Annotated in this window: 11 protein-coding genes; 5 read left to right on the forward strand and 6 right to left on the reverse strand. The window is 39.4% G+C overall.

Going from position 1 to position 16,563, the window contains the following annotated elements:
• The first annotated feature begins 761 nt into the window (after window positions 1-761).
• Window positions 762-2,162, forward strand: a complete 1,401-nt coding sequence (locus ABIB30_RS03905) for an RtcB family protein (RefSeq protein WP_354299450.1) — start codon at window positions 762-764, stop codon at window positions 2,160-2,162.
• Window positions 2,162-2,776 (forward strand): peptide chain release factor H, encoded by a 615-nt coding sequence (gene prfH, locus ABIB30_RS03910; protein WP_354299451.1) that lies wholly within the window; start codon window positions 2,162-2,164, stop codon window positions 2,774-2,776. Before ABIB30_RS03905 ends, prfH begins: the two co-directional genes overlap by 1 nt.
• Before the next feature lie 42 nt (window positions 2,777-2,818).
• Here prfH and ABIB30_RS03915 read toward each other — a convergent pair whose 3' ends face one another.
• Complete coding sequence (locus tag ABIB30_RS03915) at window positions 2,819-3,760, reverse strand: helix-turn-helix domain-containing protein (protein ID WP_354299452.1); 942 nt, start codon at window positions 3,758-3,760, stop codon at window positions 2,819-2,821.
• A 13-nt stretch (window positions 3,761-3,773) separates the two neighbouring features.
• Here ABIB30_RS03915 and ABIB30_RS03920 point away from each other — a divergent pair, with 13 nt between their 5' ends.
• Both ABIB30_RS03920 and ABIB30_RS03925 read left to right on the forward strand, forming a co-directional pair.
• Window positions 3,774-5,210: an MFS transporter gene (locus ABIB30_RS03920; RefSeq protein WP_354299453.1), complete on the forward strand. Its 1,437-nt coding sequence runs from the start codon at window positions 3,774-3,776 to the stop codon at window positions 5,208-5,210.
• 3 nt (window positions 5,211-5,213) lie between these two features.
• Window positions 5,214-5,603: a hypothetical protein gene (locus ABIB30_RS03925; RefSeq protein ID WP_354299454.1), complete on the forward strand. Its 390-nt coding sequence runs from the start codon at window positions 5,214-5,216 to the stop codon at window positions 5,601-5,603.
• Window positions 5,604-5,613: 10 nt separating this feature from the next.
• On the opposite strand, the gene ABIB30_RS03930 is transcribed toward ABIB30_RS03925, so the two are convergent.
• From ABIB30_RS03930 to ABIB30_RS03945, 4 genes are all read right to left on the reverse strand, one after another.
• The gene (locus ABIB30_RS03930; protein ID WP_354299455.1) at window positions 5,614-7,923 is read right to left on the reverse strand and encodes a Tex family protein; all 2,310 of its coding nucleotides are present in this window, start codon (window positions 7,921-7,923) and stop codon (window positions 5,614-5,616) included.
• 143 nt (window positions 7,924-8,066) lie between these two features.
• A complete protein-coding gene (locus ABIB30_RS03935; protein ID WP_183870287.1) occupies window positions 8,067-9,053 on the reverse strand; it encodes a pyruvate dehydrogenase complex E1 component subunit beta in 987 nt (328 codons plus the stop codon).
• A gap of 105 nt (window positions 9,054-9,158) precedes the next feature.
• Window positions 9,159-12,068 carry a PD-(D/E)XK nuclease family protein gene (locus ABIB30_RS03940; RefSeq protein WP_354299456.1) on the reverse strand — a complete coding sequence of 970 codons (2,910 nt, stop codon included), beginning with the start codon at window positions 12,066-12,068 and terminating at the stop codon, window positions 9,159-9,161.
• Between the two features lie 16 nt (window positions 12,069-12,084).
• Window positions 12,085-15,321 carry a UvrD-helicase domain-containing protein gene (locus ABIB30_RS03945; protein WP_354299457.1) on the reverse strand — a complete coding sequence of 1,079 codons (3,237 nt, stop codon included), beginning with the start codon at window positions 15,319-15,321 and terminating at the stop codon, window positions 12,085-12,087.
• Between the two features lie 192 nt (window positions 15,322-15,513).
• Here ABIB30_RS03945 and ABIB30_RS03950 point away from each other — a divergent pair, with 192 nt between their 5' ends.
• Window positions 15,514-16,044: a thioredoxin family protein gene (locus ABIB30_RS03950; protein WP_354299458.1), complete on the forward strand. Its 531-nt coding sequence runs from the start codon at window positions 15,514-15,516 to the stop codon at window positions 16,042-16,044.
• Window position 16,045: 1 nt separating this feature from the next.
• Here ABIB30_RS03950 and ABIB30_RS03955 read toward each other — a convergent pair whose 3' ends face one another.
• Window positions 16,046-16,486, reverse strand: a complete 441-nt coding sequence (locus ABIB30_RS03955; protein WP_183870283.1) for an RrF2 family transcriptional regulator — start codon at window positions 16,484-16,486, stop codon at window positions 16,046-16,048.
• Between the last annotated feature and the right edge of the window lie 77 nt (window positions 16,487-16,563).

Here is a 16,563-nt window from a genome sequence, read left to right on the forward strand (position 1 = left end):
TTTTTGCTCCTATTGTAAACTAAGGGCAGGAAATTGTAATAAACTAGGTAAACATAAATTAGTAATCTACTTTCTACTGTAAACTAATCTCAGTACAGGACAGCAAGTATTAGTGTTCGGTGTTGAGAAGGGGTTGGTAAGGCCAATGGCCTTACCAACCCCTTCTCAACACCGTTTGAAGTCCGTTACAACCTGCTGGAGAACATAGCCAGTGACCCGCTCGAAACACCAGAAAACATGAACACAACATGATCCAATTCATACTCTAACCCGCCTTTTACCTTATTTCGCCTGCTTCTCTTGTACTATATATACACCATTACTAAAACCTCTTACAACTATAATCTCCCCTTTTAACCCAATCCATCACCAAACCATGAAAAAATAAACTTGGCGCAATCAATTTTCTTATTATACCTTTGTATCAATTCCTTATGGTTTAATCATTTTAAAATCAGGAATCATGACAGAATACAACTACATATCGCCCCTATCGCTCATTGCCTAAATCAGGCTGACGTTTATTCCTATAATTAATATTTTCCGGAATAATACAATTGATTAATAAAAATTAATCAACGCAATTCGTCTGCCTTAGATTCAGGTAATTCATAGCAATTCTAAAAGGGAACTCCTTTATAGGAAAAATTTGAATTTCACTTCGTATTAACAGGAAAATTCAACTCATATCAATATTTAAGCTCTAAAATCAGGAATCTTCATTCCTCATTTTCGGGCAACAAGCAACAATTTAAAACGCGATGAGCAATTTAAAAACAAAAGAACTCAGTAAAATGGGTTATACTAACGATCAAGCAAGGAGCCTGGTCATCAATACCATCTCCAAACATTATAAACACCATACTACTACTGAAATCACTGAATTATTAACTCAAATTATAAATAACCCGGAAAACTACCTTGACCATGAACATCTCGGCAAGATTGCCGAAACACTTACAGGAAAAACCAAATCCCGTGATTTCGAAGCATTTTCGCTTTCAGCACAACCTGGCCCCTTTAAAGTTTACGGTACAAAAGAAATAGACACTGGTGCAAAAAAACAAATGGAACTTGCGATGTCACTTCCTGTAGCTATACAAGGAGCCCTGATGCCAGATGCTCATACCGGTTATGGATTACCTATTGGCGGTGTAATAGCCACTCATAATGCAATTATACCTTATGCCGTTGGCGTAGACATAGGCTGCCGGATGTCGCTTTCTATTATAGATGAAAGTGCCAGCTTCTTTATGCGCTATAGTCACCAGATTAAACTGGCCCTTAAAAAACATACTCATTTTGGAATGGAAGGTTCGCTGGATATTCAGCCCTATCATGAAATCCTTGATAGTCGTGTATTCAATGAAACAGAATTTTTGAGGTGCCTGCAAGGAAAAGCAGCCAGACAGCTGGGCACCTCAGGCAGTGGAAATCACTTTGTAGAATTTGGAGAAATTGAATTATTTGAGAATAATTCCATGAAGCTACCTGCAAAAAAGTACATGGCCTTACTCTCCCACTCCGGCAGCCGGGGTCTGGGTGCTAATATAGCAGGCTATTATACCCAAATTGCAGTAGAAAGATGCAGACTTCCAAGAGAAGTACAAAAGCTTGCATGGCTGGACTTAGCCACAGAAGCCGGGCAGGAATACTGGATCAGCATGAATCTGGCAGGTGAATATGCTAAAGCATGTCATGATACTATACATCAGACGCTGTTAAAGTCCCTCGGATTACAAACTTTAACAAAAATTGAAAATCACCACAACTTCGCCTGGAAAGAAAAATCAGCAAACGGGAATGAAATGATTGTTCATCGTAAAGGCGCGACACCTGCACACCAGGGAGAAATGGGAATTATACCAGGCAGCATGACTACTCCAGCCTACCTGATAGCAGGAAAAGGGGCTGAATTATCTCTCAATTCGGCATCACATGGTGCTGGCCGTGCAATAAGCCGGACAAAAGCAAAACAAAACATGACTGCATCAGCACTTAAAAAATTACTGAACAACGCAGGTGTCACTTTAATGGGCGGAAGTGTGGAGGAAAGTCCTATGGCTTATAAAGACATAGAAAAGGTAATCGCGGCACAAAAAGACCTCATTGAGGTACAAGGTAAATTTTTACCAAAAATAGTTAGAATGAATAAAGATTAATGAAAAGCATTAGTATACAAATCACCTCAGGACAAGGTCCTGAGGAATGCTGTAGAGTCGTAGCAAAAGTGCAGGAAATTTTGATTAAGCAAGCAAAGCAATTAAAAATACAGATCGAAGTGCTCGAAAATATTAAAGGAGAACTCAACGGAACCTTGCGTTCTGCCCTACTACTTGCAAAAGGCGAAGATTTAACAGGCTTTATCAAAGAATGGCAAGGATCAATTCTATGGATTGCACAAAGCCCATATCGCAGATACCATAAGCGGAAAAACTGGTTCATTGGTATAAAGATTTACAAAAATCAGGAGAAATTAAAATGGAACCCTAAAGAAATAGTGATAGAAACACTCAGAGCATCAGGCCCGGGCGGACAAAATGTAAATAAATTAGAAACTGCGGTCAGAGCAATACATAAACCCTCTGGCTTGCAAGTATTGGTCATGGATACACGTTCACAGTTACAAAACAAAAAACTTTGCCTGGAAAGACTGGAAAACAAAGTTACTTCATGGCAAACCAGACAGCTTATCGATCAGCAGCAATTACAGTGGCAAAATCATACTGCCCTGGCAAGAGGAAACCCAGTAAAAACTATAACGGCAAGATTATAACTGTTATTAAAAATTTAGCAGAGTTGTTCAACAGCAACTCGGCTAAATTTCAACCGCTTTATGTTTTCTCCTGTAAGCACCAGGTGTTATGCCTCTATATTTCTTAAATATTCTGGATAAATGACTCTCGTCAGTAAAATTCAGTTCTTGTGCAATCTCTTTCACACGTTTATTACTATACACAAGCCGTGTATCTACCAATCTCAGTTTATAATTAATCACATACTCCTGAATACTCTTCCCTGTACGCTTTTTAAAATACTCTCCCAAATAATTCACCGAAAGATGAAATTCATCCGCAATAACCTGCATTTTTAAACTTTCTGGTTCATAAATATGCTGTTGCAAAAAAGCGATAATCTTCATCACGGCCGACTCACTTTCACGTTCTAATCTTTCATCAGGTTCGGTTCGTATAATATTACGTGCAATCAAATTGATCAGAATAGAAACAGACTGGCGAATAATTGCTAAAGAACCAATTTCTTTTTGCGCATGCTCCCGTATAATTCCTTCTATTAAGGTCAAGCCAAATACCTCATCCTGCTCATTTTTAAATAGACAACCAGCCTTTGCATGATAATTATGAAAGATATAACCTATTTTTTTCATCCAGTCACAATAATCCAGCTGTCCGGCCTCAGCCTGAAGTTTAAAAAAGGAGACTTCTGAAAAACGGATATGTACAAAACGTGTCGGACTTTCTACGTTAAAAGCATGCAAATCTTCAGGAGCCAGAAAAAACAGCTTTCCACTTTGATACCAATAACTATTCCCATTTACAATATGACTCCCCTTTCCCTGTTGAATATAGATCAGCCGAAAATAATTAAGCTGCTCCATTCTGGCCATGCCAGTTTCTTTTTCCAGAATCGAAATTTCAAAAAGGGTTCTGATATCCTGTACAACCATCCTGTAAAGATACAAGACAAGCCTCTTAAAATACAATTCAACTCTTAACCAGGTGGCCTTTCTTTGCAGCATAAAAAAATTACCTATGCAAAAAACAGCTCCAGATAACTTATTAACACACACAGCCTCTCCCTATACCCAAAGATGGCTTGCCTTGTTTGTATTGCTCATGGGTGCATTTCTGTCCCCACTCGATTTTTTTATAGTCAATGTTGCACTACCAGCTATTAAAGAAGCGCTCCATGCTACAGAAAGTCAATTACAGTTTGTCATCATTGCTTACGGCGCAACTTATGCCGTATTAGTAGTAACGGGAGGCAGGCTCGGCGATATTTATGGAAGAAAGCGTATGTTTATAATCGGAATGCTTTTATTCACCAGTTCCTCTGCTATTTGTGGTTTTGCCCCAAATATCGAACTGTTAATTGGTGCAAGAATTATGCAGGGATTAGCCGCGGCCCTGCTTGCCCCACAAGTTTTATCCTCCATCAGAATTATTTTTTCCGCAAAAGAACAACCTAAAGCAATGGGTTTCTTTGGGGCGACTTTCGGCCTGGCTTCTATTGCCGGTCAGCTTTTGGGCGGCATACTCCTGAAAATTCACCCTTTTGGATTCACCTGGGAGTCGGTTTTTATGCTCAATATTCCCATTGGATTAGTAACTATCATCTTTGCATTTTTCGTCTTACCAGAAAATAAACCAGCAAAACAACCAAAACTGGATATCCCAGGGATAATTTTTCTTTCTCTCGCCTTGTTCTTAATCATCTATCCACTCATCAAAGGAAGAGAAGAAGGCTGGCCATTATGGATATTTTTATACTTCGCAGCTGCAATTCCTGTATTAGTCACATTTATTAAATTGGAAAAAGAGACAGTGGCCAAAGGCAAAGATCCTTTAATCGACCTGAGTATGTTCCGCAACATGCATTTCGTGACCGGCGCAATCATTATTTTCTTCTTTAACAGTACCGCAGCATTTTTTATGATCTACCCGTATTATTTACAAAATGGTCTTCATTGGGATGTCCTTTCTGCTGGATTAGCCGTATTGCCTTATGCAGCAGGATTTTTTATTGGGCCTTTAACCAGTGCAATGCTCACGAGAAAGCTAGGCTCATCGGTTGTATTACTTGCATTAGGCCTATTATCAACTGGCTATGCAGTGGTGATTATAGCTACACTATGTTATCCCGCCCCAGGATTTTTACTATACGCAGGTTTAATGATTGCCGGCATGGGACACGGCATTGTATTGCCGGCACTCGTCAGGATTACGTTAGCTCCAGTTAACCCCGAAAAAGCCGGGATGGCAGCTGGTATAGTGAGTACTGCGATACAAATGGGCAGTGCGATTGGTGTCGCGCTAATCGGAACTATCTTTTTCTCCTTATTAAATAATAACTCCAGCATTCAATCTTTTAAAATAGCCTTCGCAATTGCAATAGGTTGTCTGCTCACCATTTTCATCATTGCTTTCTTTTTAACTATCAAACTCAACAAATTACCCTTGAAAAATTAAAATATGGATATTACACAATCAGCAAAACAGCAAGTTCACGATTTCAACCAGGCAATTACTTTATGGTTTAATGGGGAAACCAGCAGAGAAAATATTAATGACGTATTAGGAAGGCTGCATCACGACTTTATAATGGTTGCACCAGACGGTTCTGTTAAAAGTCATGAGGATCTGGCGGCCTGGTTACCCAAAGTATTTGGTAATAAACAAGGATTTTCTGCTGTAGCAGATCAGTTCATCGTGAGTTATTCGGCAGACAATATAGCTATCATCGTCTATCATGAAATGCAAAAAACCCCATCAGCGATAAACAACCGCAGATCCAGTGCGTTATTCATTGCTGATGGGGAGGGTAAAATAAGATGGCGCCATTTACAGGAAACCTGGTTATAAAAACGCTATACTATTTAAATTTATTTTTCAAAGCTTCCAGCTTCGTTTGCAAATCACCTTCTGGTTGTGCTTTCGCTTGCTGAGGCTTTGGCCTGTTATGTTGAGGTCTGTTAGCCGGTTCAGTTCTGTTATTTTCAGGCTTTCTCTGTACAGCAGGCCGATCCACTTTAGCACGTGCAGCAGGTTTTGGTGCATTTTCACTTTTCATAGAAAGCGAAATACGTTTGCGAACTACATCAATCTCTTTCACCGTTACTTCTACCTTCTGACTTACTTTAACTATATCATTCGGGTTAGCTACAAATTTATCAGCCAGCTGACTAGTATGCACCAAACCATCCTGATGTACACCTATATCTACAAAAGCACCGAAATTAGTAATGTTAGTTACAATACCCGATAGCTTCATACCTAACTTTAAATCATTAATCTCATTCACACCATCTGTAAAACTGAATGCCTCAAAAGCTTCCCTTGGATCTCTTCCAGGCTTAGCCAATTCTCTCATGATATCATTTAACGTAGGTAAACCCACATTGTCACTAATATAGTGTTGTAATTTAATCTGCTTTTGAAGTTTTACATCTTTTAAAAGTTCATCCACAGAATGACCTAAATCTTTAGCCATCTGATTTACCAAAGCATAACGCTCCGGGTGAACACCACTTGCGTCCAGTACCATAGCCGCATCTCTGATTCTTAAGAAACCAGCCGCCTGCTCATAAGCCTTATCTCCTAAACGTGGAACTTTCTTTAAACTCTCACGGTTTTTGAACGCACCATTCTCATTTCTGTAAGTCACAATATTTTGTGCCAACTGTGGCCCTAGTCCAGATACATAGGCTAAAACTTGCTTAGAAGCTGTATTTAATTCCACACCAACTGCGTTTACACAGCTCATTACGGTATCATCCAGCGATTGCTGAAGCTTAGTCTGATCTACATCGTGCTGATATTGACCAACTCCAATAGATTTAGGGTCAATTTTAACCAATTCAGCTAAAGGATCCATTAACCTGCGGCCAATTGAAACAGCACCACGCACAGTAATATCCTGAGTTGGAAATTCTTCACGGGCAACTTCTGATGCAGAATAAATAGAAGCCCCATTTTCATTCACCATCACGATCAACACACCAGGAATATTCAATCCTCTGATAAAACTCTCAGTTTCTCTTCCTGCAGTACCATTTCCAATCGCAATAGCTTCCACTTCATGTTTAACACAAAGTTTTTGGATCGCATCCGCAGCATTTTTAATATTTCCTTGGCCAGTATGCGGATAGATTGTTGTATTTTCTAATAATTTACCCTGTCTGCCCAGGCATACCACTTTGCAACCGGTACGGAAACCCGGATCAACTGCCAATACATTTTTCTGACCCATTGGTGCAGCCAGTAATAATTGTCTTGCATTTTCGGCAAATACACGGATTGCTTCTTCATCAGCTTTTTGTTTAGCTAACAAGCGAAGTTCTGTTTCCATTGCCGGGCCTAACAAACGTTTATAACAGTCATGTAAAGCCAACTCTACTTGTTTAGAAGCAGCACCATTCCCGTGAATAACCTGTTTTTCCAAAATTGCAATCGCACCATCCTCTTCAGGCATGGCCTCTAATTTCAGTATAGATTCATTTTCCCCGCGTCTCATTGCTAAAACACGATGAGAAGGTGCAGATTTTACTGACTCTTCCCACTCGAAATAATCCTTATATTTTATCCCCTCTTCTTCTTTCCCTTTAATTACAGAAGACTTCATGATTGCTTTCTGCTGAAAATACTGACGCATGTCTGTACGGACTTCTGCATTTTCGTTGATCATTTCTGCAATAATATCTCTTGCACCCGCCAAAGCTTCTTCTGTATTCCCCACACCAAGCTCTGTATTCAGATATTTAGCTGCTTCTTCGTCAGGGGTTAATTTACCCTGTTCAAAAATCAGCAGTGCTAAAGGTTCTAAACCTTTACGTCTGGCTTCAGAAGCTCTTGTTTTCCTTTTTGGTTTATAAGGAAGATAGATGTCTTCAATAGTTGTGATGTTTTCGGCAGCGTTAAGCTGGGCTTCAAGTTCTGGTGTTAATTTACCCAGCGTGGTCAGCGCTTTCAGAATAGCCTCGCGTCTTTTGTCCAATTCACGCAGTTGTTGGAAACGGTCACGAACTGCAGCCACCTGTACCTCATCTAAACTTCCGGTCACCTCTTTACGGTAACGGGAAATAAAAGGCACAGTCGCTCCTTCATCTAATAATTCAATAGTTGCAATAACCTGTTTTTCTGAGACTGCTAGTTCTGCAGCAATAATCTTTGAGTGATTATTCATGTTAAAATATTGGGTGATGTTTTAAGAAACAGCTTCGGTAAGTCAGTTTCTGTGAATTTAAATTTCTTCCGGGTAAAGGTAAAAAACAAAAAATCCCGCATGGGGTTAGCCAGCGGGATTATATATCAACAATTCTTAATAACTTATTTTGTTACGTACATTACTTCTTTCACTGCTTTAATTACACGTTCAGCATTTGGTAAGCTGGCAGCGATTAAAGTTGGTGCATATGGTAATGGTACATCAGCACAAGTAATACGTAAAACTGGTGCATCTAAATGATCAAATGCATTTTTTTGTACGTTGAAAGCAATTTCAGAAGAAATTGAAGCCAATGGCCACGCTTCTTCAACAATTACTAAACGGTTAGTTTTCTTAACAGATTCAATGATTGCAGGATAGTCGATAGGACGTACAGTACGTAAATCGATAACTTCAACACTGATTCCTTCTTTAGTTAATTCTTCTACAGCCGGATTAACAACACGTGTCAGCATTTTACCAAAAGTAACGATAGTTACATCAGTACCTTCCTGAACGATTCTTGCTTTTCCGATTGGCAGGTAATATTCCTCTTCAGGAACTTCACCTTTATCACCATACATCACCTCAGATTCCATGAAAATAACTGGATCCGGATCAATGATAGCTTGTTTTAATAAACCTTTAGCTTCGTAAGGAGTTGAAGGAATAACAACCTTCAAACCTGGACAGTTTGCATACCAGTTCTCAAAGTTCTGAGAGTGTTGCGCACCTAACTGACCTGCATTACCTGTTGGGCCACGGAATACGATTGGAATAGAAAACTGACCACCGCTCATGGATAACATTTTTGCAGCTCCGTTGATAATCTGATCGATTGCAACCAGGGAGAAGTTGAATGTCATAAATTCTATGACTGGAATTAACCCATTCATTGCAGCACCAATACCGATACCGGTAAAACCAAGCTCAGCAATTGGGGTATCGATGATACGTTTGTCACCAAACTCATCAAGCATTCCCTGACTTACTTTGTATGCACCATTGTATTGCGCAACTTCTTCGCCCATTAAGAATACGTTTTCATTCTTACGCATTTCTTCGCTCAAAGCTTCACGCAAAGCTTCTCTAAATTGAATCTCTCTCATTGTATATTCAAATGTTAACTGCCGGCAAATATAACTATTGTAACGTAATAATAAAGTTTGTTTTAATTACATTACAAAGCGATTATTATTAACGCTATTGTTGCCCTACTTGCCGCAAAGGGACAAATAAGGACAATATGTACAATTATCGGCTAGTGTAGTATGTATAAAAGGGATTTCCGGGTTAAATAATTCCTCCAGTTTCTCCCGTAGTAAACGGCTAAAATCTTTTTTCAAGTCCACTAAATATTCGGCCTGTAACTTCACCTTTTTACCTCTTCCTTCAGAAAAGTTAAACAATGTACCTTCATTTCTCATCTTGCGGATCAGGTATAAGTTAGGTTCCATATCCGTTATCCCCCTGGACTGTTCATAAACATAAGTATAAAAAAGAGTTTGGATCAATGCCTTATTCTGCTTGTCTGTTTCTGCATCAAAAATCTCTTCCAGTGAACTATATTGGAGTTCATCACGTCCGGTTTTATAATCGACCACCCGTGTTACTCCATTTTTCTGATCCACCCTATCAATAATCCCATGTAAGGTAACCTGCCTTTCTACACCTGCAACATTGATTTTGAAAAAGATCTCATCCTTACTCTCCAACCCTATAATAGAAAACGGGGCTTCTTTTTCATCATGATCAAGAATTACATTCGCATATTCAGTCACAATAGCCAATACCACCTGCTGCATCCCATTTGCCGACAACACCTGTTTTTCATCATCGTACATCACTTTTACAAAAGCCAGCTCAGTTAAGCGCGGCAGGTTTTTGCGATGGGCAACAATCCGCTCTTTAGTGATATAAGGAGTCTGTGCTTTTAGTTCTTCGTAGAATTTCTCCAGCACAAAGTGAAGCATGGAACCAATATAGTTCGCTTCCAGGTTCTCTGAAAGTTCTTTCGGCTCTTCTATTTTAGCAATATATTTATAAAAGAACTGTACCGGACAATTCATGTAAGTGGTGATTGCTGTGGCCGAAATCCTTACCGAAGGATCTTGCTGATCCAGATAAAGTGTTAAACGTTTCAAAACATCACCCTCTTTTTTAATCTGAACAGTAACCGGATGTTCTGTTGCTACGGATTGTGACTGATCATAGTATTTGAAACTATAGCCACTTTCAAATTCCAGCTGACGTAAAAACCTGCTAGGCTCTCCTGTTGTATTGTCATCTGCCTGACCATTGTAGACCAAGCTTATTTTTCTTGAACGCTGCAGCAACCTGTAAAACATATAGGCAGAGATCGCATCCTGATTCTCGATAACCGGAAGCCCGTAAGCTCTTCTGATACTGTCAGGAATAAAACTTGGCGATGCACTTACCTGTGGTAAAATACCTTCATTTACGCCTAATATATAGACATGATCAAAATCAAGGCTCCTGCTTTCCAGTAAACCCATCACTTGTACACCTTCTAAAGGTTCTCCACTTAAAGGAACGGCAATTCCCTGAACTGCTTTTTGAATCAAAGATAAAACGAACGGTAAAGGTAATCGCGCGGCAAACTCTGCCAAGGTATCATGCAAACGATTCAATTCTTTGATCGTTGCAATAAATAAATCTACCTCTGTTTGCTTTAAGGTCTTTTCTTCAACCTGCTGTGTTAAAACGGCTTTAAAAACCTCCTGAAGATTTACGATAGCCGAAGCCGCCGTATTTCTTTTCGTAAAAAACAGCTGGGCTAATTCTCCGGAACGCTGCAATAAAGGAATATCAACCTCGATTAACTGTTTGGCTAAAATTTCAAGTTGTAAAGTATTCCTTGTTTCTTGCGGAATACCAATCAGCGGATGCGATAAAAATGCTTCCACCTCTCTATGGTTGACGGTATCTTTTTTCCCACCAGCGAGCTGAGATTGTACAGAAAGCCATATATCTGCCAATCCAAAAATAGAAGTCGCCAATAGCGGATACCCCATCGTTACGTTTAAGTCTACCGCAGTACGCTTCCCTTCTGCGTCATAATGTGTTGGAATAGTCTGCAGAACAGGTAATAATAAACTTTCATCCGCAAGGATTAAGGCTATTTTGCCCGCATTATCTGCGGCGTCCAATATTGGATAATCTTCTTCCAGTTCCAGTTGCAGGATCTTTGCCTGTGCAGTCTGACCTTGTGTTTTATAGACTTTAACTTCCTTTTGCACTGCTTTAATCAAAGGCCTGCTTTGACCAAGTGCATTAGGTAAGCCCAGTCTTTGAATATTTTTACGAAGGAATAATCCTGCTTCCTGCGTATCATCCTCCATATAATAAGTATCAGTGTCAAAATAGAAGAGTGCTTTTTCAGCTTCATTCCACCGTTTAAAAATTACCGCTTCAGCATTGCTTAAAGCGTTGAACCCGGCAAAGACTAATTTACCCTTAGCAAAATCATCAATAAAACCTGGTTTATCTACCGTACCGTTTGCAAGCTTTCGGTATACATGTGCCATTGAAGTCAGCCCTTTCGAAGCTAAAGCCTCGTGAAAGCCTCGATATAATTTAGGCATCCTGCGCCACATTCTGATAAACTGCTCCTGGTGATTTTTCTGTTTCCCTGTAGAAAATGAAGTCCAGAATTGCTCTAAAAATTGTTGCTGTTCTAAAGTGAGGTGCTGAAAGTCTTTTTCAATAACTGCGATATCTTCTAATTCCTCAAATAATTGATCTGCGTTAACCAGGTCATTGTCTATCTGGGCAAAATCACTTAATATAATTCTTGCGATAGGATAAAAGACATCCGGATTGATTTCTTTCGCTCCTTCTGCTTTCAGTAGTTCATTGTATTGCTGATGCAACGTAAAAAACTGCGTAAAGCCATCTGCGATCAGTAAATCTGTAGATAAGGCAAAGAATTCCTGTATGGTATAAAATGACGGACTCCAGAAAGGTTTACCAATAGTATCCGCCAAATGATGCTGCAAATAAGGTACAGGTCTTTTATTGTTAAAGATCACGGCAGCATTGTGCAGCGTATTCCCTAACCTGTCCACTAAATCTTCTGCAACTTCTTTTAAAAATGCTTTCATGTTTTTAAACTGGCTGTTATACTAAAATCAATTCGCCAATCGTGGCATAAAATAAATAGGCACTTACTTTAGGATAACCCATCTCTTGTAATAGATCGCGATAGCCATGTACTTGCTTAACATGATTACGGCTTTGTTTTTTAGTGAATTTATAGTCAATCACGATAACTTCTGTTGCTGTAAACAAGACCTTATCCGGACGGTAACTTTTGCCCGTAATATCAATAATACTCTTTTCACTAACACTTTGTGTACTGTTCAGCAAGAGATTTTGAAGCGCTTCATGTTCTAAAACAATCATAGCCTGCTTTCTGAAGTCTGCGACTTCCTTTTCTTTAAAAAAGCCTTCAGTCAGCATTTGTCCTAAAACTTCATCTATATCCTGGATAGCCGCAGCACGGGCAAGCACTTCATGTAAAATACTGCCTTCCCTGCCTGCACTATCATTTAATAGCATATCAATTTCTTTCTTTCTCAGGTCACTGTTAAAAACTTCGCTGAGCCTTCCTGATAGTGGATATTCTTTCAAATCAATAATCTCCGGACTCAGGTGTACGGATGATTTTCCCGATCCTTTTTTAACGACCTCTTCTTCTAAAAGAAATTGTCCTTCTGGAGTAAGCTGATCTTCAAAGATCCGGATTAACAAATCACCGATGGTACTGACACTCTCTGATTTCTTACCCAGACAACTCATATATAAATATTCTTTTGTACGCGTTGTGGCTACATAAAGCATATTTAAAGCATCCATATTGTTATAAAGTAATTCTTCATAATAAGGAATGGCAACGGCAGATGCCCCTAAAGACGAAGTATATTTGAGCGGGATACTTTGCAGCTGATGGTATGGGGTATTTGCAGCAGGCACCCAAAATATTGTATTGATCTTGCCATTGATATCCCAGTTACAAAAAGGAATCATCACCACTTTAAATGCAAGCCCTTTTGATTTATGGATTGTAATCACCTGTACCGCATCTGTGCGCTCTGAAGAAGGCAGGGTTTTCCTGCTTCCTTCTTCTTTCCAGTATTTCAAGAACGAAGTAATCCCTTTTTCTCCCTGGCGGCCAACATTCCCTGCCAAATCCCTTAAAGCAAACAGATAAGGCAGGTGATTTGCATAGGCTGTTTCACTTAATCCATAAGCAGAAATCAGCTTTTCGAGTAATTCGGGTAGTGGCTGCTGCATCCAGCTGCGCCAGTGCATACATAAATCAGCAGGTAATACTCCGGTTAGTTCTTCCAGCTGTTTACTTTTCAGATTAAATAAAGAAGCAGGATCAAGCGTACGTTGTTGTAGCTGTGCATATAAACTTATACAATTTGCTTTATATAAAGCAGTATTGGAGGGCATGCCTGCCATCACCATTAAAGTATCAATTAATATTTTAACTGCAGTATTATTCTCAATGAGCAGTGCTTCTCCGGAAATTACATTGATGTTGTTTTCCATCAATATATCTACCACTGCAATCGCTTCTGAATTAGAACGTACCAGTACACAGGCATCTCCCGCCTGGTAACGTTTTTCTTCTATTAAAAGACGTTTGAGCGTTTCGACCATTTTTCGAAGCGCCGCTGTCTTGAAGCTTGTTTTATTTAATGGTGCATCATTTTCATCTGTTCTTAAAACATTAAAATCAATAGTACCTCCATCTGCTGTTCTTGGGGTAAGTTTTTGTTCTGCTTCCGCGTAAACATCTGTAATAATATGACTGAAGCCTTTCTCTTCCCACCATTCATTGAGCGCCAGGTTAGCTGTTTGTGCTTCCACTGTCGTATTGATATTTCTCTGCATCAAGATTGGCAGTGCCTTAAACAGGATATTATTAAAATTAATTATGTTTTTGGTACTCCTGTAATTTTCTTCCAGGCTGGAATCTGTAACATAAGTACTCCCGATATCTTTTTTAGCTTCCTGGTGAAGAATATTCCAATCGCCATTCCGCCATCGGTAGATTGATTGTTTCACATCCCCTACGATCAAATGATCAATGAGTTTTCCATTTGCTTCTGCCATTGCATTTTTCAATAGCGGCCTGAAGTTACCCCATTGATTGGCTGAAGTATCCTGGAATTCGTCAAATAAGAAGTGCCGGTAACGGCTGCCTGTTTTTTCCCAGATAAATGCGGGGTTATCATCATCGTCACCCGTAATCCCTTTCAGCAGGTTCTGTGCATCACTGATGAGTAAACTGCCGCTTTCTTCCCGGTAAGTTTTTAACAGGATAGCCATTTCCTGCATGAGACGCAGGTAATATAAATTTTTATTGAAAGCCTGTGCTAAGATATAGTCGGGCAATCCATTGGTATATGTCTGATATAAATCGCGGATTACCGGATTCAGTGTATCATATAATGAGGTATCACTTCCTGGTTTAAACCATTCTTCGGGTTCGTCAATGAGCTTGCCCAGACTTTCTACCTTATCAAAGTCTTCATCTGCAATTTTCTTCAGGTTATTTAATGGAGATCTTGACTTTCCTTTTAACAGATCCGGACTAATTCCTGCATTTTCAAAAATACTGAGTGCTTTTAAAGAGAGTTGTTTAATGGTCTCTTCAAATAGTGTGATCTGTTTTTTGGTTTCTTTATGGTAATCTCCAAACAGCACATTCATATCTGTATGCTGCACCAGCGCCTGGATTGCATTGTCAAATGGCTGATAGCGTTCCTTAAATATTTCTCCGGCAAGGTCTGTTAATTCGGCTCTGTAGTTCCAGCTGATATTATTACTGATCCGGTCTAAGGCGAGATCAATGATCCATTGCAATAATTCAGGATTGACATCTAATTGTTCATCCAGTTTATCTGCCAGTTCGTTTTTTACCTTGTCAAAGTTCATCTCCAGTTTATAGCCGGAGTCGAGTCCTAGCTCAAAGGCAAAACCACGGATAACTTTTTGTACGAAACCATCAATTGTACTAACCGAAAAACGGCTGTAGTCGTGAAGTATCCTCTTATAAATTCTAGCTGATTTTTCTTGTAAAGTGGCGGCATCTAAATCAGGATGCGCCTGCAAAACCAGGATTCTGTAATCTTCAACCTCATCATCGCCCGTAGCAAAGCCTTTTAACACTTCCATAATACGTGTTTTCATCTCTTCTGTAGCCTTATTGGTAAAGGTCACCGCAAGAATCTCCCTGTACTTGGTTTCCCCAGATAATAAGAGTGTTAGGTAGTGTGCCGTAAGACTGAATGTTTTACCTGAGCCTGCCGAAGCTTGTAATATTTTAAGTGGTTGAGGCATGTGGTGAAGTTAGGACAAATTGTATACATTTAGAAAAGTTTAAAATTGAGCTGCTCATTTTACACTGCTGTTAAAATTATTAAAAAACAACCGGACATGAAACCATCATGTGCTGCAGATCATAAACCGATATTAACCAGATCGTGCAGCACAAGGTAGCTTCATCACAATTTAAAGAAAAACTTTATTCCGATGAAAAAACTATCACTGATTCTGTTAGCCACACTGGCAATTTCAACTGCAACATTTGCGCAAACCACCAAAACTAAAGCACCAAAAGAAGAAGTAAAAATATATAATCCTGCGGCTGATGCGAAAGCTGATATTACTGCTGCCGTTGCCAGAGCTAAAGCGGCAAAAAAACATGTATTTATTCAAGTTGGTGGAAACTGGTGTTCCTGGTGTATCGCTTTTCATCATTTAGTGGATAACACGCCTGCTTTGAAAAGCTATCTGAACGATCATTATGAAACAGTACTGGTAAACTATAGTAAAGAGAATAAAAACGAAGCGATTATGGCTAGTTTAGGTTATCCAGGACGTTTTGGTTATCCTGTTTTCGTGATCCTTGATGGTGATGGTGAGATACTGCATATCCAGAATTCAGGTTACCTGGAAGAAGGAAAAGGACATAGTGTTAAAAAAGTGACTGAATTTCTTCAGGGATGGACTTACGAAGCACTGGATCCTGCAACCTATGCCACAAAAGACGCTGTGCAATAATTTATTTCTTCAGGGAAAGCATTCCATTCATGAGCTCGTCATTGAACTCTCCTATTTTTGTTTCATGCAGCATCAGGTGTATTTTGTTCCGGATATCCTTAAACTCATTGTGTAATGGGCATGGATTGATTTCAGAGCATTGTTTCAGTCCCAGACCACAACCATAAAAGATATCGTTTCCGTCTACAGCGGCAACGATATCACTCAATGGCCTCTCTAAAGAAGCACTATCAAGATAAAACCCGCCATTCGGACCTTTCGTAGATTGCACAATCCCTCTACGGCTTAAATCCTGTAAGATTTTTGCCAGGAAAGGTTCAGGTGAATCTATCCCCACTGCAATTTCTTTAATGCCTACCCTGCCGCTCTGTCCGGCTGTTCTGTGTGCAATGAAGAAAACTGATCTGATTGCATACTCACAAGTTTTTGAAAATATTCCCATCACTGATTATAAAACAAAGATAGCAATAAATTAACCATAGAATGTGTGTAGTATTTCTTTTAAGAATCTCATCTTAA

The organism is Pedobacter sp. UYP1 (assembly GCF_040547305.1).
In the GTDB taxonomy this organism is placed as follows: Bacteria; Bacteroidota; Bacteroidia; order Sphingobacteriales; family Sphingobacteriaceae; genus Pedobacter.

Excerpts from the sequence above, each read along its gene's own strand:
- ABIB30_RS03905 (WP_354299450.1), top strand. The coding sequence starts at position 762 with ATGAGCAATTTAAAAACAAAAGAACTCAGTAAAATGGGTTATACTAAC.
- prfH (WP_354299451.1), top strand. The coding sequence starts at position 2,162 with ATGAAAAGCATTAGTATACAAATCACCTCAGGACAAGGTCCTGAGGAA.
- ABIB30_RS03915 (WP_354299452.1), bottom strand. The coding sequence starts at position 3,760 with ATGCTGCAAAGAAAGGCCACCTGGTTAAGAGTTGAATTGTATTTTAAG.
- ABIB30_RS03920 (WP_354299453.1), top strand. The coding sequence starts at position 3,774 with ATGCAAAAAACAGCTCCAGATAACTTATTAACACACACAGCCTCTCCC.
- ABIB30_RS03925 (WP_354299454.1), top strand. The coding sequence starts at position 5,214 with ATGGATATTACACAATCAGCAAAACAGCAAGTTCACGATTTCAACCAG.
- ABIB30_RS03930 (WP_354299455.1), bottom strand. The coding sequence starts at position 7,923 with ATGAATAATCACTCAAAGATTATTGCTGCAGAACTAGCAGTCTCAGAA.
- ABIB30_RS03935 (WP_183870287.1), bottom strand. The coding sequence starts at position 9,053 with ATGAGAGAGATTCAATTTAGAGAAGCTTTGCGTGAAGCTTTGAGCGAA.
- ABIB30_RS03940 (WP_354299456.1), bottom strand. The coding sequence starts at position 12,068 with ATGAAAGCATTTTTAAAAGAAGTTGCAGAAGATTTAGTGGACAGGTTA.
- ABIB30_RS03945 (WP_354299457.1), bottom strand. The coding sequence starts at position 15,321 with ATGCCTCAACCACTTAAAATATTACAAGCTTCGGCAGGCTCAGGTAAA.
- ABIB30_RS03950 (WP_354299458.1), top strand. The coding sequence starts at position 15,514 with ATGAAAAAACTATCACTGATTCTGTTAGCCACACTGGCAATTTCAACT.
- ABIB30_RS03955 (WP_183870283.1), bottom strand. The coding sequence starts at position 16,486 with ATGGGAATATTTTCAAAAACTTGTGAGTATGCAATCAGATCAGTTTTC.